Below are 25,772 nucleotides of genomic sequence, written 5' to 3' on the forward strand. Positions count from 1 at the left end.
CATGCTCGCGGACAGGGATCGCATCTTCACCAACATCTACGGGCAGAAGAGCTGGGGCCTCGAAGAGGCGAGGAAGCGGGGCGACTGGGATGGTACGGCGGCCATCATCCAAAAAGGGCGCGACTGGCTGGTCAACGAGTGCAAGGCGTCCGGCCTTCGCGGGCGTGGCGGTGCAGGCTTTCCGACCGGTCTCAAATGGTCGTTCATGCCCAAGCAGACCGATGGCGGGCCGGTCTATCTCGTCGTCAATGCGGATGAATCCGAACCGGGTACATGCAAGGACCGGGAAATCATACGCCACGAGCCGCACAAACTGGTTGAAGGCTGCCTGATCGCCGGTGCGGCGATGGGATGCACGGCGGGATACATCTTCATTCGCGGAGAGTTCGTTCAGGAAGCCATCGTGCTTGAGGCGGCCATCAAGGAAGCCTACGAGGCGGGCCTGCTTGGCAGGAACGCCGCCGGTTCGGGATATGACTACGATCTTTATCTTCACCGCGGGGCAGGTGCCTACATCTGTGGCGAGGAAACCGGGCTGATCGAGGCCCTGGAAGGCAAGAAGGGGCAGCCTCGGCTGAAACCGCCCTTTCCCGCCATGGTTGGTCTCTATGGCCGCCCCACCACGGTCAACAATGTCGAGACGATCGCGGTTACACCCACCATCATGCGACGAGGCGGTGCGTGGTTTGCCGGGCTCGGTCCCGACAAGAACCACGGCACCAAGCTTTTCTGCATCTCCGGCCATGTGAACCGACCCTGCAATGTCGAGGAGGAGATGGGCATTCCGCTCAAGGAGCTCATCGAGAAGCATTGCGGTGGCGTGCGTGGCGGCTGGGACAATCTGCTGGCGATCATCCCTGGCGGTTCGTCCGTTCCGATGCTGAAGAAGGATGTGTGCGACACCATCACCATGGACTTCGACACCTTGCGTGGCGCAGGTTCGGGCCTGGGTACGGCAGCGGTGATCGTGATGGACAAGTCGACCGACGTGATCAAGGCCATTACACGCCTGTCGAAGTTCTACATGCATGAGAGTTGTGGTCAGTGTACACCATGTCGCGAGGGCACGGGCTGGCTATGGCGGATGATGGAACGCATGGCGGAGGGAAGAGCAAGGGTTGAGGAAATCGATCTCCTGTGGGATGTCACCAAGGAGATCGAAGGCCACACGATTTGCGCACTCGGAGATGCGGCAGCCTGGCCGGTCCAGGGCCTGATCCGCAATTTCCGTCCGGAGATTGAACAGCGGATCGCGGAATATACCGCGCGCACGCAAAAGGCCGCCTGAGGAGCTTGAGGAACGCATGCCGAAGCTGACAATTGACGGCCAGGAAGTCGAGGTCGAGTCGGGCTCGACCGTACTGCAGGCGATCGAGGCGGCGGGCCGCGAGGTTCCCGTCTTCTGTTTCCATCCGCGCCTGAACATCGCCGGCAATTGCCGGATGTGTCTTGTCGAGATGGAGAAATCCCCCAAACCGATCGCATCCTGCGCGATGCCCGCCGCCGACGGCATGGTCATCAGGACCGATACCGAGCAGGTGCACAAGGCCCGTCGCGGCACGCTGGAGATGCTGCTGATCAACCATCCGCTCGATTGCCCCATATGCGATCAGGGCGGCGAATGTGACCTGCAGGACATCACCCTGTTCTACGGCCCCGACAAGTCGCGCTTCGATGAGAACAAGCGTCCGGTCGCCGACAAGTACCTGGGGCCGCTCATCGCGACCCACATGACCCGCTGCATCCACTGTACCCGCTGTATCCGGTTCATCAATGAGATCGCCGGTATTGAGGAACTTGGGGCGTGTCACCGTGGCGAGCACATGGAGATCACGACCTGGGTCGAGAAGGCCCTGAGTTCGGAGCTGTCGGGCAATATCATTGATCTGTGCCCGGTTGGTGCGCTCAACTCCAAGCCTTACGAATACACGGCCCGCGCCTGGGAATTGAAAAAGACCGAATCGATCGACGTAATGGATGCGGTCGGTTCGAACATTCGCGTGGACACCCGCGGCAACGAGGTCATGCGTATCGTTCCCCGGTTGCATGAAGACATCAATGAAGAGTGGATCTCCGACAAGACGCGGTTTTCCTATGACGGGTTGAAGCGCCGCAGGCTCGACAAGCCGTTTGTCAAGACCGACGGCAAGCTGAGTCCGTCCGACTGGCGTTCGGCATTCGAGGCGATCAGAACCCGTCTCAATGGCCGCGATCCATCGAAGGTTGCCTTCATCGTCGGCGATACTGTCGATTGCGAAACGATGGTGCTGGTCCGGGATCTGGCATCCACCCTCGGCGTGGAGAATGTCGATTGCCGGCAGGATGGCACCTGTCTCGGTAGCGGTGGCCGCGGCTCCTACATTTTCAACACCACGATTGCCGGCATTGAACGGGCCGATGCCTGCCTGCTGATCGGTTGCGACCCGCGACACGAGGCGACGCTGGTCAACGCCCGCCTGCGCAAGCGTCAACGGCTGGGGGGCTTCAGGGTCCTGCGGGTTGGCCTGCCGGCCGACCTTACTTATCCGGTGACCGATCTGGGTGGTGGTGCCGATACGCTGCAGCAACTGCTCGATGGCGGCATCGAGGCGGCCGGGATACTGGAGAAGGCCGAGCGGCCGATGCTGATCATAGGTCAGGGGGCGTTGTGCCGTCCCGATGGGGATGCGATCCTCGCCCTGGCGCGGCAGCTGGCCGAGAAATACGGCATGATCGCTGAAGACTGGAACGGTTTCAACGTGCTGCATACGGCTGCCGCACGCGTCGGTGGGCTCGACCTGGGGCTTGTCCCCGGGAGAGACGGCAGGAATGTTGCCGGCATCCTGGCAGGCTGCGCGACGGGCGAGATCGATACGGTATTCCTCATAGGTGCCGACGAATTGGACATGGCAAAGCTGGAGAATGCCTTCGTCATTTACCAGGGCACCCATGGTGACCGTGGCGCCCATGGGGCCGATATCATCCTGCCCGGTGCAGCCTATACGGAAAAGTACGGGACTTATGTGAATACCGAAGGTCGTCCTCAGCGCGCCAATCTTGCAGCCTTCCCGCCGGGCGATGCGCGTGAGGACTGGCGTATTTTGCGTGCTTTGTCGGAAGTGCTGGGCAAGGCCCTGCCGCTTGACAACTTGTCACAGGTTCGCGAGCGAATGGTCGCCATCGCTCCCTGGCTTGCCGGTATCGACAGGGTCTCGACGGCCGAATGGGGAGAGTTCGGCCGTAGTGGCGGCGAGCTCCTCAAGGGTCCCTTCCCTCGGGTGATCGAACATTATTACCAGACGGATCCGGTGAGCCGGGCCTCTGCCATCATGCAGGAGTGCTCGGATTTGCTGGCCGATGGTTCGAGCGCGGAGGCGACCGGTACCAATGGCTGAGCTCTGGACCCTGATCACCCTGATCTTCTACATCCTTGTCATCGCCGTGCCGCTGATGATCGCCATGGCCTATGTCACCTATGCCGAACGCAAGGTGATCGGTTTCATGCAGCTGCGTCAGGGACCGATGTTCGTCGGCCCGTTCGGCCTGCTGCAGCCGTTGGCCGATGGCCTCAAGCTGTTCGTGAAAGAGACGGTCATTCCGTCCGGTGCCAACAAGATCGTGTTCATCATGGCTCCCATGGTGACCTTCATTCTTGCTCTGGTCGCCTGGGCGGTCATACCGTTCGGCGAAGGTCTGGTGCTTGCCGATATCAATGTCGGCGTGCTCTATCTGCTGGCGGTGAGTTCGCTCGGTGTCTACGGCATCATCATGGCTGGCTGGGCTTCCAACTCGCGCTATGCCTTTCTGGGTGCCCTGCGGTCGGCGGCACAGATGGTCTCCTACGAAGTCGCCATCGGCCTGATCATCATCAACGTCCTGATCACCGCGGGATCGCTGAACCTCACCGACATCGTCGAATCACAGAGGGGATTGTGGTATTTCATTCCGCATTTCCCGATGTTCATGATCTTCATCGTGTCGATCCTGGCGGAAACCAATCGGCACCCGTTCGACCTTCCCGAGGACGAGGCCACTCTGGTCACCGGGTACAATGTCGAATATTCGGCCATGGCATTCGCCCTGTTCTTCCTTGGCGAATACATGAACATGATCCTGATGAGTGCGATCTGTTCGGTTCTTTTCCTGGGTGGTTGGCTGCCTCCGTTCAGCTTCTTCCCCTTCGATGTCATACCCGGACCGATCTGGTTCATTCTCAAGATCTGTTTCGTTCTGTTTATCTTCATAGCGGTTCGCGCGACCTTGCCGCGATACCGCTATGACCAGCTGATGCGTCTTGGCTGGAAAGTGTTCCTGCCGCTCTCGCTGCTCTGGGTCGTGCTGACTTCGGGCTTCCTCGTCTATTTCGACATGCTGCCGAACTGAGGTCTCAATGCTGGATCGCCTCGCACGCACCTTTCTCTGGCCTGAGATCGCCATCGGTTTCGGCCTGACGCTGAAATACATGTTCAAGAAGAAGGTGACGCTCAACTACCCTTACGAGAAAGGTCCGTTGAGCCCGCGTTTTCGCGGTGAACATGCACTTCGCCGTTATCCCAGCGGTGAGGAACGCTGCATCGCCTGCAAGCTCTGTGAGGCCATCTGTCCGGCTCAGGCGATCACCATCGAAAGCGAACCACGTGCGGATGGATCGCGCCGGACGACGCGCTACGACATCGACATGACCAAATGCATCTATTGCGGCTTCTGCGAGGAGGCCTGTCCGGTGGATGCGATTGTCGAGGGTCCGAATTTTGAGTTTGCGGCGGAGACTCATGAGGAGCTTTACTACGATAAGGAAAAGCTGCTCGCCAACGGTGAGCGCTGGGAGCGTGAAATCGCCGCCAACCTCGCTGCCGATGCTCCTTATCGATGACGGGTAAGACGCGATGACCATCGAGCTGTTCCTGTTCTACATCCTCGCCATTGTGTGCGTCGCTTCGGCGGTCATGGTGGTGTCGGCGAAAAACCCCGTACATGCGGTGTTGTTTCTGATCCTCACCTTCTTCAATGCAGCCGGTCTTTTCGTGCTGATCGGCGCCGAATTCCTCGCGATGGTACTCGTCGTGGTCTATGTCGGCGCGGTCGCTGTACTATTTATCTTCGTGGTCATGATGCTCGACATCAACTACGTGCAGATGCGCGAGGGTTTTCTGCAATATCTGCCCATTGGCGGCCTTGTCGGACTGATCCTGCTGCTTGAGCTGATCATGGTCGGCGGTAGCTGGGCACTGACGGAAAAGGTACAGGCGCCGGCCGTTCCCACACCTGCCGGCCTGCCCAACACGGAAGCGCTCGGGAATCTGCTCTACACCGACTATTTCTACCTGTTCCAGGCGGCCGGGATGATCCTGCTGGTAGCGATTATCGGGGCGATTTCGCTCACGCTGCGCTCGCGCGGGAATGTCCGTCGCCAGGACATCGGTCGACAAGTGAATCGCAACGCCGACGAGACCGTCGAATTGAAGAACATCAAGTCGGGAGCCGGCATCTGATGAGTGTGCCCCTGTCCCATTTCCTGACCCTTGCGGCGATCCTGTTCACAACAGGCGTGTTCGGAATATTTCTCAACCGCAAGAATGTCATCATCATCCTGATGTCGATCGAACTGCTGTTGCTTGCGGTCAACATCAATCTCGTCGCCTTCTCGGTCCAGCTCGGTGACATGGCCGGTCAGGTGTTTGCGATGTTCATCATTACCGTGGCTGCCGCAGAAGCGGCCATCGGTCTTGCCATTCTCGTCGTCTATTTCCGCAACCGCGGGTCCATCGAGGTGGACGACATCAACATGATGAAGGGCTGAGGGACGCCGTGCAGCACATCATCCTCGTCTTCTCACCACTGCTTGGCGCGTTGGTCGCCGGCTTGTTCGGCCGGCTGATCGGGGATCGTGCGTCGCAGATCGTGACCTGCGGATTCATGGGTCTCTCGGCCCTGATGGCGGTTTTCGCCCTGTTCCAGAACGTCTACGTCGAAGGCTACACGGTTCCGGTCTTCAGCTTCATCCATGTCGGCACATTCGAGGTGGACTGGGCGTTGCGTGTCGATCCGCTGTCGTCAGTGATGATGTTCGTCGTCGCCTTCTGCTCGATGCTGATCCACATCTATTCCGTGGGATACATGTCGCATGACAAGTCGATCCCGCGATTCATGGCCTATCTGTCCTTCTTCACCTTTGCCATGCTGATGCTGGTGACCAGCGACAACCTCGTGCAGATGTTCTTCGGCTGGGAGGGTGTCGGTGTGGCCTCCTACCTGCTGATCGGCTTCTGGTATACCAGGCCGTCGGCCTGCGCTGCCGCCATCAAGGCCTTCATCGTCAACAGGGTCGGTGACTTCGCCCTCATGCTGGGACTGGCGGGCATCTACCTGGTCTTCGACAGCCTGCAATACGACGTCATTTTCGGCCAGGCGGCGCAGGTAGCGGAAACCCACCTCGTGGTGTGGGACATGGATTTTCAGACACTGAATGTCCTGTGTGTCCTGCTGTTCATTGGTGCGATGGGCAAGTCGGCCCAGATCGGCCTGCATACCTGGTTGCCCGATGCCATGGAGGGTCCCACGCCGGTTTCGGCCCTGATTCACGCAGCCACCATGGTCACCGCCGGTGTGTTTCTGGTGGCCCGTTTCTCGCCGCTGTTCGAACATGCTCCGGCTGCACTGGCGATGGTGACGGTGGTCGGCGGTACCACCGCCCTTTTCGCCGCCACGATCGGCCTCACCCAGTTCGACATCAAGCGCGTGATCGCTTACTCGACCTGCTCGCAGCTGGGTTACATGTTCTTTGCCTGCGGTGTCGGCGCCTATGGGGCCGGTGTCTTCCATCTGCTCACCCATGCCTTCTTCAAGGCCCTGCTCTTCCTCGGCGCCGGTTCGGTCATCCATGCGATGTCGGATGAACAGGACATGCGCAGCATGGGGGGTATCTGGCGCAAGATTCCCGTTACCTACACGATGATGTGGATCGGCACGCTGGCACTGATCGGTTTTCCGGGGTTTGCCGGTTATTTTTCCAAGGACGCGATCATCGAGGCCGCATGGGCATCGCAGAACAGCTTCCACAGCTATGCCTTCATCATGGGGATTGCCGCGGCCGTGCTGACGGCCTTCTACTCGGGGCGTCTGATCTGGATGACCTTCCATGGGGATTGCCGTGCGGACGATCATGTCCAGGCACATATCCATGAAAGCCCGCCCGTGATGACCATTCCGCTCGCCGTGCTGGCTTGCGGCGCCGTAACGGCCGGGTTCTTCGGCTTGGGCATGATCGGGGCGGATGGCGAGTTCTGGGCCGGCTCGATCGTCTATGGCGAGCACAATCACACCATGCATGCCATGCACGACGTCCCCTTCATGGTGAAGGTCCTGCCGTTTCTCGCCATGGCCAGCGGTCTTGCGCTTTCCTACTGGTTCTACATGGTCAATCCAGGTATTCCTGCGCAACTCGTGAACCGTTTCCAGAGACTGCATGCCTTCCTGTTCAACAAGTGGTACTTCGACGAGCTCTATGACCGCCTGTTTGTCCGCAACGCAAAGGCATTGGGCAGCTTCCTCTGGAAGGCCGGCGATGCCGGGATCATCGACCGCTACGGACCGGATGGTATCGCAGCATCGACGCTCTACACTGCCCGCAAGGCGGTGCGGTTGCAGACTGGCTACGTCTACCATTATGCCTTTGCCATGCTGATCGGGGTTGCCGCATTCGTGAGTTATTATATCTTCCTGGGTCAGGGGTGATCCGATGAGCGACTGGCCGCTTCTCTCCCTCATCACCTTCCTGCCGCTCGTCGGTGCCGTCTTCATCATGTTCATTCGTGGTGAAGAAGAGGTCGTCGCACAGAATGCCCGCTCGGTGGCGCTATGGACCTCGCTTGTCACCTTTCTCCTGTCCTTGCTGATATGGGGGAATTTCGACAACAGTCAGGCCGGCTTCCAGATGGTCGAACAGGCTCCCTGGCTCAAGGGCTTCGAGATCAACTACAAGATGGGCGTCGACGGCATCTCGCTCTGGTTCGTCCTGCTCTCGACGCTCCTCACCATGGTCTGCATCATCGGTTCTTGGCACTCGGTCCATTCCCGCGTGCGTGAATACATGGTGGCGTTCCTCGTCATGGACACGCTCATGGTCGGTACGTTCTGTGCCCTCGACCTGGTGTTGTTCTACATCTTCTTCGAAGGCATCCTGATCCCGATGTATCTCATCATCGGTGTCTGGGGTGGCCCGCGACGCATCTACGCTTCGTTCAAGTTCTTCCTTTATACGCTGCTGGGTTCGGTGCTTTTCCTGCTGGCGATCCTCGCTCTCTACCTGCAGGCCGGAACGACGGACATTCCGACGCTGATGCAGACGGACATCGCTGAGAACCTGCAGTACTGGCTGTGGCTGGCCATGTTTGCGTCGTTTGCGGTGAAGGTGCCGATGTGGCCGGTGCATACCTGGCTGCCCGATGCACATGTCGAGGCACCGACGGCGGGGTCGGTGTTGCTGGCGGGTGTGCTGTTGAAGCTTGGCGGCTACGGCTTCCTGCGCTTCTCCCTGCCCATACTTCCCGATGCATCCGCCTATTTCGCCCCGTTCATCTTCACCCTGTCCATCGTCGCCATCATCTACACCTCGCTGGTGGCGCTGGCGCAAAAGGACATGAAGAAGCTCATCGCCTATTCCTCGGTGGCGCACATGGGGATCGTCACCATCGGGGTCTTTACCCCGAATGCGCAGGGGATTTCGGGAGCAATCTTCCAGATGCTCTCGCATGGTATCGTCTCCGGCGCACTCTTCATGATCGTCGGTGTCATCTATGACCGGATTCACAGTCGCGAGATCGAGGTTTATGGCGGCCTCGCCGAACGCATGCCCGCCTATGCGGTCTTCTTCATGCTGTTCATGATGGCATCGGTGGGCCTGCCCGGGACAGCCGGTTTTCCGGGTGAACTGATGGTGATCGTCGGTGTGTTCCAGCAGTCCACCTGGGTTGCGACCTTCGCCGCCACCAGTCTCATCCTCAGTGCAACCTACATGCTGTGGCTCTACAGGCGCGTGGTATTCGGCGCACTGACGAAGGAAAATCTCAAGCATATCAAGGATTTGAGAATGAACGAGGTGGTGGCGTTCGCTCCGCTTGTCATTCTCACGCTGTTGATGGGCATCTACCCGTCGCTGTTCCTCGACCCGATGGCTGCATCGGTGGACAATCTGGTGACGCAGGTCACCCAGTCGTCCACGACAACCGAGACGACGGCCTTTTCACTCATCGAAGATCTCCGCTGAGGCGACCATGATCGAAGCTCCCGTGCTCAATCTCCAGGCGGCCCTGCAGGAGATCGTCCTTTTCATCTCCATTCTGGTATTGATGGTCGTCGGAGCCTTTCGAGAGAAAGACGCGGCGCGGGTGGTTACACCCATGGCCCTGCTGGTTCTCGTCTTCACTGCCATGCTTGGTCTGGGCGCGACCCGCGATGTCACCGCATTCAGCAGTCATTTCATCTTCGATGACTTCGCCGCCTTCATGAAGCTGTTCATTCTTCTGGGCACGGCCGCAACGATCCTGCTGGCGCAGAATTTCCTCAGTGAACAGAAGATCAACCGCTTTGAATTTCCCTTGCTGGCGATGTTCTCCGCCCTTGGCATGTGCATGATGGTCTCGGCCAACAGCCTGCTCGCCCTGTACATGGCCCTCGAACTGCAAAGTCTGCCACTCTACGTGCTTGCCGCCTATAACCGGGACAATCTTCGCTCCACCGAAGCGGGACTTAAATATTTTGTCCTCGGTGCACTGGCCTCGGGCATGCTGCTTTACGGCTGTTCCATGATCTACGGTTTCACCGGAACGCTCAATTTCAACGAACTCGCTGCCCGCATTGCGACGGATGGCACCGGCGGACTGTCGATCGGCATTCTGGTCGGCCTTGTCTTCCTCGTGGCGGGCATTGTGTTCAAGCTTGGTGCCGTGCCATTCCACATGTGGACGCCGGATGTCTATGAAGGCGCTCCCACGCCCGTGACCGCATTCTTCGCCTCGGCGCCGAAATTTGCCGCCATGGGCCTCGCCCTTCGCGTGATGATGCAGGCCTTCGGTGATGCAGCGGCGGAATGGCAGCAGATCATCGTTTTCATCTCGGTTGCGTCCATGGGGCTGGGAGCCTTTGCGGCGATCGGACAATCCAACTTCAAGCGCCTTATGGCCTATTCGGGCATCAGTCACGTGGGCTATGCCCTGGTCGGCCTTGCTTCCGGTACGGAAAAAGGTGTCTACGGTGTCATTGTCTACATGGCCATATACATGGTCACGGCGATTGGAACGTTCGGTTGTATCCTGATGATGCGCCGTCAGGGCCGTTATGTCGAGACGATTGCCGATCTGGCCGGCCTGTCGAAGCGTCAACCGCTGTTTGCCGCAGCCTTGGCAATTTTCATGTTCTCGTTGGCCGGCATTCCCCCGCTTGCCGGCTTTTTCGGCAAGCTCTATGTGTTCATGGCGGCAATAGATGCCGGTCTGACAATCCTGGCGATAATCGGTGTTCTCACCTCGGTGGTGGGTGCCTATTACTACCTGCGAATTGTCAAGATCATGTATTTTGACGAGGCAGCTGAGCCGTTCGACAGCTACCCGGCCTTTGAGGTTCGCCTTGTAAGCGGTTTGACCGCCATTCTCCTTTTGGGGTTCATCTTCATGCCGGGTGGGTTGTTGCAGGCGGCCCAGGCAGCGGCGACCGCGATTGTCCGGTGAAGCTTCCTCATCCGTTCCGGATCGAGCGACACGGCGAAGTCGACAGCACCAATGACATCATTGCCATGCGGGCCGCAGGTGGTGAACCGGAAGGCCTGATGGTGACAGCCACCGCCCAGCGCTGCGGGCGTGGTCGCCAGGGCCGCTCATGGACCAGTCCGTCGGGCAATCTGTACTGTTCGTTACTTCTGCGGCCCCGCCCGTCGCATGGCAGCCATCCTGCTACGCTGTCTCTGGCCGTGGCACTGTCGCTGGCCGAGGCAATCGGCGATCCGGCCCGATTGAAATGGCCGAATGACGTTCTGATCGGCGGGGCCAAGGTGGCCGGTATCCTGCTGGAGATGGAAGGCGGGGCGCTGACCGTCGGCATGGGGGTCAACATTGTTTCGGCACCGACCGATACGCCCTATCCGGCCACCTCGCTTTCGGCCCATGGTGTCGACCTGAATGGCGATATGCTGGTCGAAGCCTTCCTGCACCGCTTCTCGCCCAACTATGCCATCTGGTCGAACGAAGGTTTTCGTGCCCTTCGCGATCGCTGGATCGACCGGGCCGAAGGTATCGGCGGACTCATTCGTGTCCGTCTTGGCGATGAGATCCACAGTGGCAGATTTCTTGCCCTTTCCTGCGACGGATCGATTACCGTCGAGAGAGAGGGACGCATTGAACAGTACAATGCGGGCGAACTGCTCTGGCCATTGTGACATGGACGACCTGACAACACTGCTCGAAGACATCCGCGCCTGCCGGCATTGTGAGAAATATCTGCCTCTCGGGCCGCGCCCGATCATTCGTGCCCAGACTTCGGCCCGAATTCTCTTGATCGGACAAGCGCCCGGTACCAAGGTGCATGCCAGTGGCATCCCGTGGAATGACGCCTCCGGAGATCGTCTTCGTTTGTGGATGGGGCTTGATCGCGAGACGTTCTACGATGAGAGTCGGGTTGCCATCATGCCCATGGGTTTCTGCTATCCCGGAAAAGGCCAGTCGGGCGATCTTCCGCCCCGACCGGAATGTGCGCCATTATGGCATGGTCGAGTCATGGCACATTTGCCGAACCTTGAGCTTATCCTGCTCGTGGGTTCATATGCCATCCACTACTATCTCAAGAGCGAGAAGAAACAGACACTCACCGACAGCGTCCGCAACTGGCGCGATGCTCCATCGCCCTACCTGCCGCTACCGCACCCCAGCCCGCGCAATATCGCCTGGTTCAAGCGCAATCCATGGATGGATGACGAACTCATTCCATACATGAAAGGTCGCGTCGGCGCTCTGCTCGGCCCCTGATGGGGCCATTCCTTCAGCAGGCTGCCGCCAATCGATAGCCATATTCGAGAGAGGCGTCGACCAGCCAGTCCAGCAGGCTTTCGGCCAGTCCCGGATAGAGGATCAGATCGAAGGTGGGGCCATCATCGACCTGATGCAGCAGCACTCCGATCTGGGCGATGACCGTCTGTGCGCAGAAGCTCGCTCCGGCGATGCGCGGGTGCAGGTCGAGCCGGCAGCCTTTTTCCATCACGGATCTGACATTCGTCCCGGAGAGACGCAGAACAGTGCGACCATGACTTTGATCGCTGGCATATCCGATGGCTTGACCGCGATGACTCAAGCATCGGGTGATTTCATCAACACCAATATCCTTGCCGATAACCAGCCATTGCCCTGGCGCCAGTGGCAATGCCGTTGCCCCGTCGGCCATGGTTGCGGCATGGCCGGCCCGGACACTTCCCAGGCCGAGTGCCTGCGCAACGGCACCGGCCTTTCCTCTTGCAGCCATGATCTGCACGAAGCCGAGACCACGCCGCTCGACGATGGTGATCCCGGCAGGCTCGCGACCATAGCTTTCGCCGATACGGCGATCGAGCGCATAAGTTTCAGACACGCAGGCGCTCCCCTTGCGGATCGATGAAACACGGGTCGACAATCTCCACCTCGACAACCTCGTCCTTCAAAGGATAAGTGGCAACGAGCGTCTGGCCACGCCGTTCGTGCCCGCCACGCACGAAGCCCAATGCGATCCACGAGCCCACATGCGGGCTCCAATGGGCCGAACTGACCCACCCCAGGCTGTCCTCGGCCGTGGCCGTTAATGGATCCTTGACCAGATGCGCCCCACCGCGAAGCTGCTTGTCCTTGTCGACAGGACGCAACCCGACAAGGCGCGGACGCGCTGGATCGATCATGCCATCGCGTGTCGCCATCGCCTGCCCGATGAAGGATTTGACCGAACTCTGCATGCGTTCGAGCCCGAGATCGGCGGCCGTGGTCCGCCCGTCGAGCTCATTGCCTGCGACATGACCCTTTTCGATCCTCATGACCGCCAGGGCCTCGGTGCCATAGGGCACGATATTGAAAGGTCTGCCGGCATCCATCAGTCGTTGCCACATCGCTTCGCCATGGCGCCAGCCGATATGGATCTCGTAGCCGAGCTCACCGGAGAAGCTGATGCGGAACAAGCGGATCGGGTATCCGCCTGAGTTGGCACACATCACTCCCATATAGGGTAATGTCCTGTTGGTGACATCACCGCCATCGACCACAGTGGTCACCACCTCGCGAGCCTTCGGCCCGGCAACGGCGATCGCACACCATTGCTCGGTGGCCGAACAGAATGCAACATCCAGTTCCGGCCATACGCACTGTTGGCAATACTCCATATGGGCCAGCACCGCCGCGGCATTCGCCGTCGTGGTCGTGATCAGATAGTGATGGTCTCCCAGCCTGGATATTGTTCCATCGTCGAAGACGTGGCCATCTTCACGCAACATGATCCCGTAGCGTGCCCGTCCGACCGCGAGCTTCGAGAACCCGTTGATATAAAGGTGATCCAGGAACTTAGCTGCATCCAGACCGAAAAGCTCGATCTTGCCGAGAGTCGACACGTCGCACAGCCCTACCGAGCGTCGGACCGCGCTGGCCTCCCGCGCGCAGGCAGTCATGACATCATCTCCTGATCCATGACCATAATATTGCGCTCGAAGCCATTGTCCTGTCTCGATAAAAACAGCTCCGTTACGTTCATGCCAGCGATGCAGTGCCGTTCGCCGGACCGGCTTGAAGGCCATGCCGCGCTCATGACCGGCGAACGCCCCGATGGCCACCGGCGTGAAGGGAGGGCGAAACGTCGTCGTGCCGATCTCGGGCATTTCCTCATTTCTTGCTTCCGCAAGGATCAACATGCCATTGATATTCGATGTCTTTCCCTGATCAGTCGCCATACCCAGCGTAGTATAGCGCTTGACGTGCTCGACGGAGCGATACCCCTCGCGCTCGGCGATCCTGATGTCGGCAACCGTCACGTCGTTCTGCAGATCGACAAATGCCTTCCCTTCACCTTCTACATGAAATAATGGCACGATACTCGTTGTTACACTGATGGATGGAGATTTTTCCTGATGTAATCCATCACCTTCAAATCCGGCGGCCCCGGATGCAGCTCGCCCGGCCATGATGCCATCGGCCAGACAGGCATCGAGGTCCATGATGCCGCGTGCCGATCCCGCGGACCGTTCGGACTGGACAGGCTTGCCAGGGACAAATGCCTGCAATGCATCGTGCCAGACCGGTTTCGCACCAGATTGCGATGCGAGATGAACAACGGGGTTCCATCCGCTTGAAATAGCAAGAAGATCGCAGGCCACCGGCATCTTGTAGGCCCCCTGGATCTCGATCGCTTGCAGGCTCCGGCTGCCATGGGCACGGCTGACGACAGACCCGTGCCAGACCGCTATTCCGCGTTCCCGCGCCGTTTCGCCGATTGCTCCGGGCTCGTCGCGGGCATCAACAATGCCAGCAATGTCACCGCCGGCATCCTGCAGGTCGAATGCGGTACGATAGGCATCGTCATGACAGGTGGCGACGACCGTCCGCCTGCCCGGCGCGACGCCGTAGCGATTGACATAAGCGCGTACGGCACCGGCCAGCATGATACCTGGCCGGTCGTTGTCGCCGAAGATATAGGCGCGCTCGATGGCACCGGTGGCCAGGACGACCTGTCTTGCGCGGATTGTCCACAGGCATTGCCGTGGCTCGCCGGTCTCCGGAATGGCCTTGTGGTCGCTTACCCGCTCGATGGCACCGATCACGTTATGGTCATAATAGCCGAATGCCGTTGTCCGCCTGAACATTCGCAGTTCGGGCGCGGCAGCCAGCTCGCGCAGGACGCCTTCGAGCCACGCGGCGCCGGGTTGTCCGTCGATATCGGAGCGCTCGCGCAGGATAGCGCCACCGAATTCGGCCTGTTCATCGACCAGAACAGTCCTTGCACCGGATCGTGCCGCTTCGCGGGCGGCCATCAGACCGGCCGGCCCCGCACCCACGACAAGGACATCGCAATGCAGGTGACCATGCGCATAACGATCCGGATCGGCCATGGGCGCCGCCCGTCCGAGTCCTGCCGCGCTGCGTATCAGTTTTTCATAGACCGGTTCCCAGAACGAGGCTGGCCACATGAACGTCTTGTAGTAGAAGCCGCCGACAAACAGCGGGGCCAGAAGCTGGTTGACCGCCAGCAGGTCGAACCTCAGCGAAGGGAAGCGGTTCTGGCTCCGCGCCTCGAGTCCCTCGAACAGTTCCACGGTCGTGGCGCGGGTATTGGGTTCGCGACGGGCACCGTCGCGCAGTTCGACGAGTGCATTGGGCTCCTCCGAGCCGGAAGAGAAAATCCCACGCGGCCGGTGATATTTGAAACTTCGCCCGACCAGTCTCACGCCATTGGCGAGCAATGCCGAGGCGAGGGTGTCGCCGGGATGTCCATAATACACCTCGCCATCGAAGCGGAAGCGTATCCGACGGCCGCGATCGATCCGGCCGCCATGGAGCAGGCGGAAGGGCTGCCCGGTCATTCCGGCACCTCAAGATCGTCATCGGGCCAGCCGGTGACATGGATACGATGAGTGACGGTGTGCCGCACCACCTTCACGAACCGCCGGCAGCCAGTGACGTGATGCCACCATTCCACATGCCAGCCCTTGGGATTGCGGCGCTGATAGACGTAATCGAAGAACGCCGCCTCGCCGGCACCGTCCGCCGGCCGGCGCTTCGTCGCGTCGCCCTTGTACTGGAATTCGGCCTCGTCGCGGACACCGCACCAGGGACAGCGGATCTGATGCAAACGGAATTCTCCCTACTGGATCCAGGGGTTCGGTCCGACCCCCTTCTCGTCGATCATGCGCCCTTGCCGGAAACGCTCGATGGTGAAGGCTGCGTTGAGTGGATGCGGCTCGTCGCGGGCGATGGTGTGGGCAAAGCACCAGCCCGAACCCGGAGCCGCCTTGAAACCTCCGTAGCACCAGCCGCCATTGAGATAGAGGCCATCGATGGGCGTCCTGCAGATGAACGGGCTGCCATCCATGGTCATGTCCATGATGCCTCCCCACTGCCGCAACAGGCGCAGGCGTCCGACGCCGGGCATGATCGCCATCGCGCCGGCCATGACATCCTGCATGACTGGCAGATTTCCCCTTTGGGCGAATGAATTGTAGCCGTCGAGATCACCGCCATAGACCAACCCGCCCTTGTCCGACTGGCTGATGTAGAAATGACCGGCACCGAAGGTGACGACGGTATCGATCAGCGGCTTCACACCTTCGGATACGTAGGCTTGCAGCACATGGCTCTCGACCGGCAGTTCGATACCGGCCATCTGCGCCAATTGCGAGGTATAGCCTGCCACGGCGATGCCTATCTTCCTTGCATCGATGCGGCCGCGACTGGTTTGCACGCCTACCGTGCGGCCGCCCTCGATGAGGATGCCGGTTACCTCACAATTCTGGATAATATCCACACCGCACTGGTCTGCACCTCGGGCAAATCCCCAGGCAACGGCATCATGCCGGCCGGTACCTCCACGCGGCTGGAACAATCCCCCCTTGATGGGGAAACGGGCATTGTCGAAATCGAGGATCGGTACCAGACGCTTGACTTCCGCCGGACCGAGAAGTTCCGCGTCGACACCGCAAAGCCGCATGGTGTTGCCACGCCGGGCGAACGCATCACGCTGGCCATCGCTATGGAACAGGTTGAGCACACCCCGCTGGCTTATCATCGAATTGAAGTTCGTCTCGCTCTCAAGCTGTTCATAGAGTTGCAACGACTTCTCGTAGAAACGGGTATTCGGCGGAAGGCCGTAATTGGAGCGGATGATGGTGGTATTGCGACCGATATTCCCCGAACCGATATAGCTTTTCTCCAGCACGGCAACATTGGTGATGCCGTGCTCTCTGGCGAGATAGAAGGCCGTCGCGAGACCATGCCCGCCGCCCCCGATGATGATGACATCGTAGGCAGGTCGCGGGTCGGGCTCGCGCCACACCCTCGGCCAGTTTTCATGGCCTGTCAGCGCCTGTCGTGCGAGCTGGAAGATCGAGTAGCGCATGGCGGCTGTCACGACGCTCCGAGACCGCGTGCGGCAACCAGGGTATTGCGCAGCAGACAGGCCACCGTCATCGGGCCGACGCCGCCGGGGACCGGCGTGATCGCGCCCGCCACCTCGCTCGCCGACGGGTAATGCACATCGCCGACGAGGTGGCTTTTGCCGTAGACACCGCTCACCCTGTTGATTCCGACATCGATGACGGTGGCACCTGGCCTGACCCATTCGCCACGCACCATCTCCGCCCGACCGACGGCGGCGACGAGGATCTCCGCACTGCGTGCGACTTCGGGAAGGTCACGCGTGCGGGAATGCGCGATGGTCACGGTACAATCGGCCGACAGCAACAAGGCCGCCATCGGTTTGCCTACGATGTTGGACCTTCCAAGAATGACAGCCTTCCGGCCCGCAAGACCATCATCCCCCAGCGACTTTTTCAACATATGGAGACAGCCATAGGGTGTACACGGCACCAGCAGGTCGTCCGGAATCGAGCGTCCGGCCGAAAACAGCTTGCCCACATTCAGCGGATGAAACCCATCGACATCCTTCTTCGCATCGATAGCATCCAGCACCACCGCCTCGTCGATCTGTGGCGGTAGCGGTAGTTGGACAAGGATCCCGTGCACGGCTGGATCGGCGTTGAGCTGTCCTATGCGGTCGAGCAATTGCTGCGTGTCGGTCTCCACCGGCATCTCGATCAGGCCGCCATCCATTCCCACTTCGGCAGCATTCTTCGTTTTGGTGCGAACATAGGCCCGGCTCGCCGGATTGTCGCCGACGATGATCACCCGCAAGGCCGGCTTCACCGTCATGCCCGCCACCTGCCCGACCAGTTCCCCGCGCAGCTCCGCCGCCATGGCCTTGCCGTCGATCACCCGTGCCGTCATGCGCCGCTCCCTTCGCTTGCCCGCAGACCATCCACTCGCGCTGTCCACGCCCGTCAGTGATCCCATAGGCCCGCGAACACAAGGATGACTTTGCCCAAAACGGCACCTTTGTCACAAATTCAGCGTCGCCGGTCGGGAGATATCCTCACTCGGCAGCCAGCGGCACCCCGGCATCGAGCGTGTAATCGCGGTCATGCTTCAGCGCCGGCACCATCCTGCGCGCCTCGGCGACCTTCGCCAGATCGAGTTCTGCCGAGATGACACCCGGTTCCGGTCCCGCATCCGCCAGCACCTCTCCCCACGGGGCGACGATCAGCGAATGACCGTAGCGCTGCAGCTTGCCCTCGTCATCCTCGCCGCACTGGCCGTTGGCCAGCACGAAGCAGCCGGTCTCGATGGCCCGTGAACGGGCCAGCACATGCCAGTGTGCGCTGCCCGTCTTGCGCGTGAACGCTGCCGGAATGGTCAGGATATGGGCACCAGCCTTCGCCAGGGTCCTGTACAGTCCGGGAAAGCGGATATCGTAGCAGATGGTCATGCCCACCCTCGCCTTGCCGATATCCGCCACGACTGCACGGTCGCCCGGCGACACCGCGTCGCTCTCGCGATAGCTTTCCTTGCCCGCCAGGTCGACATCGAACAGGTGGATCTTGTTGTAACGCGCGGCAATCGAACCATCCGGCCCTATCATGAACGAGCGGTTGTTGATTCGCCCGTCCGGCGTGTCGATCGCCAGCGAGCCGCCCAGCAGCCAGACGTTGCATGCGGCCGCCAGCTCCTGCATCCGCCGCAGGACCGGATGGGAAGCCTCGTCGCGCGCGCCGAGTTCGTATCCGGTCCCCTTGCGACCGAAACACGTCCCGTATTCGGGAAAGGTGACAAGCTCGGCACCGGCGGCCGCTACCTCACCGATCCGCTCCTCAAGCCACGCCACAGTCGCCTGCTCGTCGAGCGTGGCATGATTCTGGATGCAGGCCACTTTGATAGTCGTCATGTCTCTCTCCCCGGATATCGAAACCTGTAAAGAGAGGATAAGGGAAGTCTCCCCGGCGACCAAGGCCCGAAAGGCGGCTGCCCCAGCGGCGCTCACCTGGCGGGCTCCTTGCCCGCAGCTTCTGCTTCAGTCGGGCAGGCTGACCGCACCCTCATTGTCCAGCGGAAAGCCGGGATTCCAGGCGACCTCCCACAAATGCCCGTCGATATCCGTGAAATAGCCGCCATACCCGCCCCAGTCGAGATTTCGGGGCGTCTTGACAATGGTAGCGCCGGCAGCTTCGGCTTCCGCCATGATCCGGTCGACGTCCTCGCGGCTGCGCCCGTTATGCGCAATGGAAATACCGCGCCGGGCAGTCGCCGCCATTTCCTCGACGCCGGCATCCAGTCCACAGTCTCTGACCAGTTCATCGTGGGGAAACAACCCCAATGCAATTGAACCACACTGGAAGAAAGAGATGCCATGCGCCTGTCGGACCGAACGCTTCCATCCGAGCCTTTCGAAAAATGCGGTGCTCCGGTCAAGGTCGCGGACACCGAGAGTAATGAGTGTGACGCGCTGCTCCATCAATGACCTCCTCATGGCATGACTGTCATTCCGCGCCTCAAACTACCCGGTGAAAAGCTACAGTCCGACAACCTTCCGACCTTCGTCGACGGTTATCAGCCGGGGAACAAGCGGCTGCAACCATCGACAGTGCAGCAGGCCTGCGATATCCAGTCGGCAAATGCTTTCAGGGGAGGAAAGGCATCGTCATGTCGACCTTTGACGGGGCCGTTGGCGGCTCGCGGTTCGGCGACCGCCATTTTCGTCACGCCATGGTCTGGCCCGCAGTTTTCGTCATCCTGCTGGTGGGGCTTTTTCCGGTCATCTACACGCTCGTCATCAGTTTCCAGAACATCAACATGTTCGAGGAGGACACGGGCTTTTCGGGATGGCTCAACTATGCGAGACTGGCGGGCGACGCGCGCTTCTGGCAGGCGTTGCTGCATACGATGATCTTTCTGATCATCGCCCTGCCGGTCGAGCTGGCTCTGGGAATGCTGCTGGCGCTGCTGTTCCTCGAACGCATGCCGGGCAAGCAGATTTTCATCTCCCTGCTGATCCTGCCGGTGGTCACTTCGCCGATCATCGCCGGAGCCGCCTGGCGGCTGCTGTTCGACAACCGTTTCGGCCCGGTCAACGAGATCCTCGGCTGGATCACCGGCGAACCGCAGGCCATCTTGTGGCTGGTCAATCCGTCTTTCGTCTACCCTGCCATCCTGATCGCCGAAATCTGGCAATGGACACCGTTCATGTTCCTTCTCCTGCTGGCAGGCCTCTCCAACGTCGATACCTCGCTGACCGAAGCGGCTGAACTCGACGGGGCCAATTTCTGGCAGACATTCTGGTATGTGACCCTGCCCATCATCAGACCGGTGATGTGGATTGCCCTGCTGATCCGCGGGCTCGACCTTTTCCGCCTTTTCGATGTGGTATGGGCGCTGACCAGGGGCGGACCCGGTACGGCCACCGAAACGATCTCGATCTATGCCTATGTCGAGGGATTTCAGCAGTTCGAAACCAGCTACGCGGCGGCGATGGCCTTTGTCATCATCATCCTGCTGACCGTGGCGGTGATGGCCGCCCTCAATCGCATGGAGATCGACCGATGAGGCGGAAATGGTGGTCGTTGCCGCTGCGCTACCTGCTGGCCTGCTTCGCCCTGCTGTTCTTCCTGTTCCCCATCTACTGGCTGGTGATGATCTCGTTCAAGACACCGGAGGAGATCTTCTCGAGCCCGCCCGTTTGGTGGCCGGCACAGGTCCAGTTTTCCAACTATCTGGTGTTGTTCAAGGATGGCGACGCGGAAACAGTGTGGAATTCACTGGTCATCGCCACGGTCAGTACGGCACTGGCGATGATGCTGGGCACCATGTGTGCCTACTCCATGGCGAGATTTCGGACAGGTGGGAAACATTTTTCGATGTGGGTCATCTCAAATCGGATGATTCCGCCCATTGTAATCGTCTTTCCAGTATTCCTACTCTATGTGAAGCTGTCGCTGGTCGACACCTTTACCGGCCTGATCCTGCTCTACACGGCATTCAACCTGCCCTATGTCATCTGGATGATGCGCGGGTACATCAAGGATGTGCCGATCGAACTGGAGGAATCCGCTTTGGTGGACGGTTGTACCCGCTGGCAGACCTTCTTCAGAATTGTACTCCCGGTGGTACGCAGCGGCCTGTTCGCGACTGCCGTCTTCACCTTCGTCTTTGCCTGGAACGATTTCATCTTCGCCCTGGTCCTCACGCGTAACGAGGCGACCACCTTTCCCGTCCAGGTGACCCACTACTTCGGAGGACAATCCAACTTCTGGGCCAAGATCGCGGCCATGAGCACGCTTGGCACTATCCCCATCTTCGTTGCTGTCGCCATGTTGCAGAAATTTCTCGTAAGGGGCGTTTCCATGGGAGCTGTGAAGGGATGAGCGAACCTCCCATCCTGCGGCCCGGCCACAACTGCATGGCCGTAGCCCGGGCAACACGTGCCGCCGTCCTCATCGACGGCGAAAACTATTTTCGCGCGCTGGCCCGTGCCCTTGCCCAGGCCAGGAGGAGCGTGTTCATCGTCGGCTGGGATATCCGTGCCGATCTCGTCCTCGAACAGGACGAACCGCAATGCGGCACTCTGGGGGAAATTCTCCTGCGGCAGGTCGAGCGGGCACCCGACCTCGAGATTCATGTTCTCATCTGGGACTGGCTGATCACCTATTCGATCGAGCGCCAGCCATTGCCGGGCTGGCGGTTTTCCGTGGATCATCCGCGGCTGCGGCTCGAACTCGACGACCACCACCCGCTGGGCGGATCGCATCACGAGAAGATGGTCGTGATCGACGGCAGCCTTGCCTTTGTCGGCGGCCTCGACCTGGCGACCGGACGTTACGACACGCGTCTTCACCGGCCAGGCGACGATCTTCGCTCGGTGCAGGACGAGGAGCCGCCCAAGCCGTTCCACGACATGATGATGATGGTCGAGGGGCCGATTGCCGCCGAGGTCCAGACGATCGCCATGCAACGCTGGAAGAATGTCACCGAGCGCGACCCTGTATCCTGCAAAGAACATCGCCCGTTATGGGTTGACGTGGTCGAACCGCAATGGCGCGACGTGCTCTTCGCCGTGGCACGCACCCGCGCGCCCTACGGACAGACCGCGAAGACGGACGAGATCTCGGCACTGTGGCTCGACGCCGTGACATCGGCCCGTCATCACATCTATCTGGAAAACCAGTACCTGACCTACCCGCAGGTCCGCGAGGCGCTGCGCAAGCGGCTGGAAGAGGTGCCGGGGCTCGTCGTTCTCATCGTCACCGGCGAGGTCTGTCAGGGCTTCCTCGAAACGGCGGTGATGGACCTGGGGCGGCAGCGCTTCGCGCAGGCCCTGGCACCGTTCGCCGATCGCTGCCGGCTGGTCTACCCCGAAGTCGACGGACTGGGCATTACTGTCCATTCGAAGATGCTGATTGTCGACGATCGCTTTCTCATGGTCGGTTCGGCCAACCTGGCGCGGCGGTCCATGGGCCTCGATTCGGAGACCAATCTCGCCTACGAGAGCATTGAAGCAGATGAGAATATCCGCCGCCTGAGACTTGATCTGATGGCCGAACATCTCGATTGCAGCATCGAGGAACTCGATGCCGAGGAGAAGGCGGGCGCCAGCCTCATCCAGATGGTCGATGCCCATGACAACGAACCGCGCCGGCTTCTGGGTCTTGGGATTGACCTGCCCGACCTGATCGAGGGGCTCGAACTTCCGGCCGATCTTGCCGATCCACCGGAGCCGCTGGTTTCCGGCGAAGTGCTCAAGGTGATCGGAACGCCCCGTGCACGCCGGCAGATGCGCGTCGTCATGGCCAGGCTTGCGGGTCTCCTCGGCATCGCCGGTGCCATTGTCAGCCTTACCCATTCGCATCTCATGACACCGTGGATATTACTGCCGTTGTCGGCCATGCTGTTTATGGCGTGGGTCGCCATCGAGCCTTTCCTGCGCAAGAAGCCGATGATCGCGAACTGAGAGTCCATGGCCTTGAAAATACCGGCATCTTTACAAGGCGAGCTACCCGTCCTACAGCGCAACCCTCCCCTGGACCCACCGTCATTCATTTCCTGAAAGCCCGCAGCAATCATGTTCCAAGCCCCCGGTCGAATTTTCCTGCATACGCCCGGACCTACCAATATTCCCGACGATGTACTTCGCGCGATGCATCGTCCGGCCGAGGATTTTGCGTCGCCGGCATTCACGACCACGGCACGCGGCTGCCTCGATGACCTGAAGAAGGTCTTTCGCACATCCGGCGAGGTCTTCTGCTTCATCTCCAACGGACACGGAGCCTGGGAGGTGCCGCTGGTCAATCTGCTCGAACCCGGCGATACCGTACTCGTACCGGTGACCGGGCGATTTTCCGATGCCTGGGCGCAGATGGCGGAGCGTCTGGGCCTCCATGTCCGGACCACGCCGGCTGACTTGACCCGTGCCGTCGATCCGCAACAGGTGCGTGACGAAATCGAGGCTGATACGGAGCACGCGATCCGGGCCATACTGTGCGTCCATACCGAAACGGCTTCCGGCGCCCGGAACGATATTGCGGCCATTCGTCGGATCCTCGACGAGACCGGCCACCCTGCCCTGCTGGTGGTCGACGCCATAGCCTCACTGGCTATTGAAAAATTCGACATGGACGGTTGGGGCGTGGATTGCGCCATGAGCGCGTCGCAAAAGGGCCTGATGATGCCGCCCGGCCTTGCCTTCCTCGCCTTCAACAACCGGGCGATGACGGTGGCGGAACGCTGCCGGCATCCGCGCCGGTACTGGGATCTGCAGTTCCGTCGAGGCGAACTGAGCTACATGTGGTTTCATGGAACGCCGCCCCTGCAGCAGGTATGGGGCCTGCGTGCGGCTCTCGACCGGGTGCTGGGCGAAGGCATCGACCGGGTGGTCGAGCGCCATCGGCGGCTGGCCGATGCCACCCGGGCGGCAGTGGTCCACTGGTCAAAGGCTGGTGCCTTGTCCTTCCAATGCCGGGATGCGACAGCGCGCGCCAATGCCGTCACTGCCATTCGTGTGGCGGACGGTCACGATGTCGATGGCATGCGCCGGATGGCCAGTGAGCGGTACAACCTGATACTGGGCGGAGGACTTGGCGAGCTTGAGAAAAAGGTGTTCCGGATCGGTCATCTGGGGGATCTCAACGAGCCGATGATTCTCGGGGCGCTGGCGACCACCGAACTGGCCCTGCGCCGCTCCGGCATTCCCATCGAGCCGGGCGGTGTGGAGGCTGCCTTGTGCTCGCTGGAAGTCTCGGCGGGATAATCGCAAGCTGGACGGCGTCGGGACCCTGGCGATTCCGTCAGTTCGGCGCTGCCACCCCGTCTTCGCTGGCATCGCCCGTCTTGCGGCAGAGATCGCGAAGGAAGCGCTCCCGCCATGCATTGATGTCGTTCCGGCGTGTCGATTGCATCATGCGCTGCCACCGGTCCTGGCGTTCTGCGAGCGGCATGTTCAAGGCCGCGTGCAGCGTGTCCGCGACATGATAGACGTCATACGGGTTGACGATCAGCGCACCTTCGAGAATGCGCGCGCAACCGGCGAAACGCGAGAGCACCAGCACACCCGGATCGTCGGGATCCTGCGAGGCGACATATTCTTCCGCAACGAGATTCATGCCATCGCGCAAGGGAGTGACGAGGCAGACCCGACTGATGCGGAAAAAGCCTGTCAGCACGCGGCGGGTATGGCTGCGGTTGATGTAACGGAGCGGTACCCAGTCTGACTCGCTGTAGGTGCCGTTGATATGGCCGCTCATCAGTTCGACCTGCTGGCGGATCTCGGTATATTCCGGCACATCCTCTCGCGAGGGGGCAGAAATCTGCATGAGCACCATCTGACGGCGCAGGGCCGGATAATCCTGCAACAGCATTTCATAGGCTCGCAGGCGCTCGATCAGCCCCTTGGTGTAGTCGAGGCGATCCACACCGATCATCAGCTTGCGGTCGCCGGGCAGCGTTGCGCGGACCCTGTCGGCATGCTTGCGGGCTTCGGCCGACCGTGACATGGCCATGACATCGTCGACATCGATGCCGATGGGATAGGTGCCAATCGTGAACTGTCTCCCCAGTGCCTCGACGGATGTGCCGCGCTTCACCGTACCATTGAGCTCGTGTTCAATGTAGTGGCTGAATTCGCGCTGGTCCGTGCCAGTCTGGAACCCGATCAGGTCGTAATTGGCCATATCAGCGGACAACTGGCGATGCCACGGTAGTGTCAGGTATATTTCCGGCGTGGGAAAGGGAATATGCAGAAAGAAGCCAATCCTTGTCGTCACGCCCAGACGGCGTAGCTCAGTGGCCATCGGTATCAACTGGTAGTCGTGGATCCAGATGACGTCATCGTGACGCAGAAGCGGGAACAGGGCCTCGGCAAAGCGCTGGTTGACCTTTCGATAGGACGAATACCATTGATGCTCGAAACTGGCGAGATCGAGTCGGTAGTGAAACAGCGGCCACAGCGTTCGATTGGAAAAACCGCTGTAATAGGCTTCGAAATCATCGGTATTCAGGTCGACAAGGCCATAAGTGACCTTGCCGGTACGAAAGACCTTCGGTTCTTCACGCGGATTCTCGCCCGTCTCGCCGCTCCAGCCAAACCACAGACCTCCGGTGTCCTTGAGGGCGGCATGCACACCTACCGCCAGACCGCCGGCCGAACTGACTTGGCGCGAGGTGATGGGGGTAACGCGATTGGACACAACGACGAGACGGGACAGCGTA

General features: G+C 60.3%; 23 protein-coding genes. 15 read left to right on the plus strand and 8 right to left on the minus strand.

Annotated features, from left to right (window positions below):
• Position 1 precedes the first annotated feature (1 nt).
• From nuoF to H6851_15185, 11 genes are read left to right on the plus strand one after another with little or no spacing between them, the layout of a single operon-like run.
• Positions 2-1,288, plus strand: a complete 1,287-nt coding sequence (gene nuoF, locus H6851_15135) for an NADH-quinone oxidoreductase subunit NuoF (protein MCB9944939.1) — start codon at positions 2-4, stop codon at positions 1,286-1,288.
• Positions 1,289-1,304: 16 nt separating this feature from the next.
• Positions 1,305-3,374: an NADH-quinone oxidoreductase subunit G gene (locus H6851_15140; GenBank protein MCB9944940.1), complete on the plus strand. Its 2,070-nt coding sequence runs from the start codon at positions 1,305-1,307 to the stop codon at positions 3,372-3,374.
• Entirely contained in the window at positions 3,367-4,362 is a 996-nt protein-coding gene (gene nuoH / locus H6851_15145; protein ID MCB9944941.1) for an NADH-quinone oxidoreductase subunit NuoH, read from the plus strand. Before H6851_15140 ends, nuoH begins: the two co-directional genes overlap by 8 nt.
• A gap of 7 nt (positions 4,363-4,369) precedes the next feature.
• The gene (gene nuoI / locus H6851_15150; protein ID MCB9944942.1) at positions 4,370-4,852 is read left to right on the plus strand and encodes an NADH-quinone oxidoreductase subunit NuoI; all 483 of its coding nucleotides are present in this window, start codon (positions 4,370-4,372) and stop codon (positions 4,850-4,852) included.
• Positions 4,853-4,865: 13 nt separating this feature from the next.
• Complete coding sequence (locus H6851_15155) at positions 4,866-5,471, plus strand: NADH-quinone oxidoreductase subunit J (protein ID MCB9944943.1); 606 nt, start codon at positions 4,866-4,868, stop codon at positions 5,469-5,471.
• Positions 5,471-5,779, plus strand: a complete 309-nt coding sequence (gene nuoK, locus H6851_15160) for an NADH-quinone oxidoreductase subunit NuoK (GenBank protein ID MCB9944944.1) — start codon at positions 5,471-5,473, stop codon at positions 5,777-5,779. Before H6851_15155 ends, nuoK begins: the two co-directional genes overlap by 1 nt.
• A gap of 8 nt (positions 5,780-5,787) precedes the next feature.
• Complete coding sequence (gene nuoL, locus H6851_15165) at positions 5,788-7,713, plus strand: NADH-quinone oxidoreductase subunit L (protein MCB9944945.1); 1,926 nt, start codon at positions 5,788-5,790, stop codon at positions 7,711-7,713.
• A 4-nt stretch (positions 7,714-7,717) separates the two neighbouring features.
• Complete coding sequence (locus H6851_15170) at positions 7,718-9,244, plus strand: NADH-quinone oxidoreductase subunit M (protein MCB9944946.1); 1,527 nt, start codon at positions 7,718-7,720, stop codon at positions 9,242-9,244.
• Positions 9,245-9,251: 7 nt separating this feature from the next.
• Positions 9,252-10,703 carry an NADH-quinone oxidoreductase subunit NuoN gene (nuoN, locus tag H6851_15175; GenBank protein MCB9944947.1) on the plus strand — a complete coding sequence of 484 codons (1,452 nt, stop codon included), beginning with the start codon at positions 9,252-9,254 and terminating at the stop codon, positions 10,701-10,703.
• Positions 10,700-11,407, plus strand: coding sequence for a biotin--[acetyl-CoA-carboxylase] ligase (locus H6851_15180; protein ID MCB9944948.1), 708 nt, complete (start codon positions 10,700-10,702; stop codon positions 11,405-11,407). The genes nuoN and H6851_15180 overlap by 4 nt, the downstream gene beginning before the upstream one ends.
• A 1-nt stretch (position 11,408) precedes the next feature.
• Complete coding sequence (locus H6851_15185) at positions 11,409-11,993, plus strand: uracil-DNA glycosylase family protein (protein ID MCB9944949.1); 585 nt, start codon at positions 11,409-11,411, stop codon at positions 11,991-11,993.
• Between the two features lie 13 nt (positions 11,994-12,006).
• Here H6851_15185 and H6851_15190 read toward each other — a convergent pair whose 3' ends face one another.
• From H6851_15190 to H6851_15220, 7 genes are all read right to left on the minus strand, one after another.
• A complete protein-coding gene (locus H6851_15190) occupies positions 12,007-12,588 on the minus strand; it encodes a hypothetical protein (GenBank protein MCB9944950.1) in 582 nt (193 codons plus the stop codon).
• Positions 12,581-15,550, minus strand: a complete 2,970-nt coding sequence (locus H6851_15195; GenBank protein ID MCB9944951.1) for a sarcosine oxidase subunit alpha family protein — start codon at positions 15,548-15,550, stop codon at positions 12,581-12,583. Before H6851_15195 ends, H6851_15190 begins: the two co-directional genes overlap by 8 nt.
• Complete coding sequence (locus tag H6851_15200; protein ID MCB9944952.1) at positions 15,547-15,819, minus strand: sarcosine oxidase subunit delta; 273 nt, start codon at positions 15,817-15,819, stop codon at positions 15,547-15,549. Before H6851_15200 ends, H6851_15195 begins: the two co-directional genes overlap by 4 nt.
• Positions 15,820-15,831: 12 nt before the next feature.
• On the minus strand, positions 15,832-17,082 hold the full coding sequence (locus H6851_15205) for a sarcosine oxidase subunit beta family protein (GenBank protein ID MCB9944953.1): 1,251 nt from the start codon (positions 17,080-17,082) through the stop codon (positions 15,832-15,834).
• Positions 17,083-17,090: 8 nt separating this feature from the next.
• Complete coding sequence (locus H6851_15210) at positions 17,091-17,969, minus strand: bifunctional methylenetetrahydrofolate dehydrogenase/methenyltetrahydrofolate cyclohydrolase (GenBank protein ID MCB9944954.1); 879 nt, start codon at positions 17,967-17,969, stop codon at positions 17,091-17,093.
• A 145-nt stretch (positions 17,970-18,114) separates the two neighbouring features.
• Positions 18,115-18,963 carry a carbon-nitrogen hydrolase family protein gene (locus H6851_15215; GenBank protein ID MCB9944955.1) on the minus strand — a complete coding sequence of 283 codons (849 nt, stop codon included), beginning with the start codon at positions 18,961-18,963 and terminating at the stop codon, positions 18,115-18,117.
• A gap of 126 nt (positions 18,964-19,089) precedes the next feature.
• Positions 19,090-19,530, minus strand: a complete 441-nt coding sequence (locus H6851_15220; GenBank protein MCB9944956.1) for a VOC family protein — start codon at positions 19,528-19,530, stop codon at positions 19,090-19,092.
• 188 nt (positions 19,531-19,718) lie between these two features.
• Here H6851_15220 and H6851_15225 point away from each other — a divergent pair, with 188 nt between their 5' ends.
• From H6851_15225 to H6851_15240, 4 genes are all read left to right on the plus strand, one after another.
• Positions 19,719-20,618 carry a sugar ABC transporter permease gene (locus H6851_15225; GenBank protein MCB9944957.1) on the plus strand — a complete coding sequence of 300 codons (900 nt, stop codon included), beginning with the start codon at positions 19,719-19,721 and terminating at the stop codon, positions 20,616-20,618.
• Positions 20,615-21,436, plus strand: a complete 822-nt coding sequence (locus tag H6851_15230) for a carbohydrate ABC transporter permease (protein ID MCB9944958.1) — start codon at positions 20,615-20,617, stop codon at positions 21,434-21,436. Before H6851_15225 ends, H6851_15230 begins: the two co-directional genes overlap by 4 nt.
• Entirely contained in the window at positions 21,433-23,019 is a 1,587-nt protein-coding gene (locus tag H6851_15235) for a hypothetical protein (GenBank protein MCB9944959.1), read from the plus strand. Before H6851_15230 ends, H6851_15235 begins: the two co-directional genes overlap by 4 nt.
• A 111-nt stretch (positions 23,020-23,130) precedes the next feature.
• Entirely contained in the window at positions 23,131-24,315 is a 1,185-nt protein-coding gene (locus H6851_15240; GenBank protein MCB9944960.1) for an aminotransferase class V-fold PLP-dependent enzyme, read from the plus strand.
• 37 nt (positions 24,316-24,352) lie between these two features.
• On the opposite strand, the gene otsA is transcribed toward H6851_15240, so the two are convergent.
• Positions 24,353-25,768, minus strand: a complete 1,416-nt coding sequence (gene otsA / locus H6851_15245) for an alpha,alpha-trehalose-phosphate synthase (UDP-forming) (GenBank protein ID MCB9944961.1) — start codon at positions 25,766-25,768, stop codon at positions 24,353-24,355.
• Positions 25,769-25,772: the final 4 nt, after the last annotated feature.

This window comes from Geminicoccaceae bacterium (assembly GCA_020638465.1).
In the GTDB taxonomy this organism is placed as follows: domain Bacteria; phylum Pseudomonadota; class Alphaproteobacteria; order Geminicoccales; family Geminicoccaceae; genus JAGREO01.

What these genes read in the sequence shown, in the direction of transcription:
- nuoF (MCB9944939.1), top strand. Translation starts at nt 2, where the DNA reads ATGCTCGCGGACAGGGATCGCATCTTCACCAACATCTACGGGCAGAAG.
- H6851_15140 (MCB9944940.1), top strand. Translation starts at nt 1,305, where the DNA reads ATGCCGAAGCTGACAATTGACGGCCAGGAAGTCGAGGTCGAGTCGGGC.
- nuoH (MCB9944941.1), top strand. Translation starts at nt 3,367, where the DNA reads ATGGCTGAGCTCTGGACCCTGATCACCCTGATCTTCTACATCCTTGTC.
- nuoI (MCB9944942.1), top strand. Translation starts at nt 4,370, where the DNA reads ATGCTGGATCGCCTCGCACGCACCTTTCTCTGGCCTGAGATCGCCATC.
- H6851_15155 (MCB9944943.1), top strand. Translation starts at nt 4,866, where the DNA reads ATGACCATCGAGCTGTTCCTGTTCTACATCCTCGCCATTGTGTGCGTC.
- nuoK (MCB9944944.1), top strand. Translation starts at nt 5,471, where the DNA reads ATGAGTGTGCCCCTGTCCCATTTCCTGACCCTTGCGGCGATCCTGTTC.
- H6851_15170 (MCB9944946.1), top strand. Translation starts at nt 7,718, where the DNA reads ATGAGCGACTGGCCGCTTCTCTCCCTCATCACCTTCCTGCCGCTCGTC.
- nuoN (MCB9944947.1), top strand. Translation starts at nt 9,252, where the DNA reads ATGATCGAAGCTCCCGTGCTCAATCTCCAGGCGGCCCTGCAGGAGATC.
- H6851_15185 (MCB9944949.1), top strand. Translation starts at nt 11,409, where the DNA reads ATGGACGACCTGACAACACTGCTCGAAGACATCCGCGCCTGCCGGCAT.
- H6851_15195 (MCB9944951.1), bottom strand. Translation starts at nt 15,550, where the DNA reads ATGACCGGGCAGCCCTTCCGCCTGCTCCATGGCGGCCGGATCGATCGC.
- H6851_15205 (MCB9944953.1), bottom strand. Translation starts at nt 17,082, where the DNA reads ATGCGCTACTCGATCTTCCAGCTCGCACGACAGGCGCTGACAGGCCAT.
- H6851_15210 (MCB9944954.1), bottom strand. Translation starts at nt 17,969, where the DNA reads ATGACGGCACGGGTGATCGACGGCAAGGCCATGGCGGCGGAGCTGCGC.
- H6851_15215 (MCB9944955.1), bottom strand. Translation starts at nt 18,963, where the DNA reads ATGACGACTATCAAAGTGGCCTGCATCCAGAATCATGCCACGCTCGAC.
- H6851_15220 (MCB9944956.1), bottom strand. Translation starts at nt 19,530, where the DNA reads ATGGAGCAGCGCGTCACACTCATTACTCTCGGTGTCCGCGACCTTGAC.
- H6851_15225 (MCB9944957.1), top strand. Translation starts at nt 19,719, where the DNA reads ATGTCGACCTTTGACGGGGCCGTTGGCGGCTCGCGGTTCGGCGACCGC.
- H6851_15230 (MCB9944958.1), top strand. Translation starts at nt 20,615, where the DNA reads ATGAGGCGGAAATGGTGGTCGTTGCCGCTGCGCTACCTGCTGGCCTGC.
- H6851_15235 (MCB9944959.1), top strand. Translation starts at nt 21,433, where the DNA reads ATGAGCGAACCTCCCATCCTGCGGCCCGGCCACAACTGCATGGCCGTA.
- H6851_15240 (MCB9944960.1), top strand. Translation starts at nt 23,131, where the DNA reads ATGTTCCAAGCCCCCGGTCGAATTTTCCTGCATACGCCCGGACCTACC.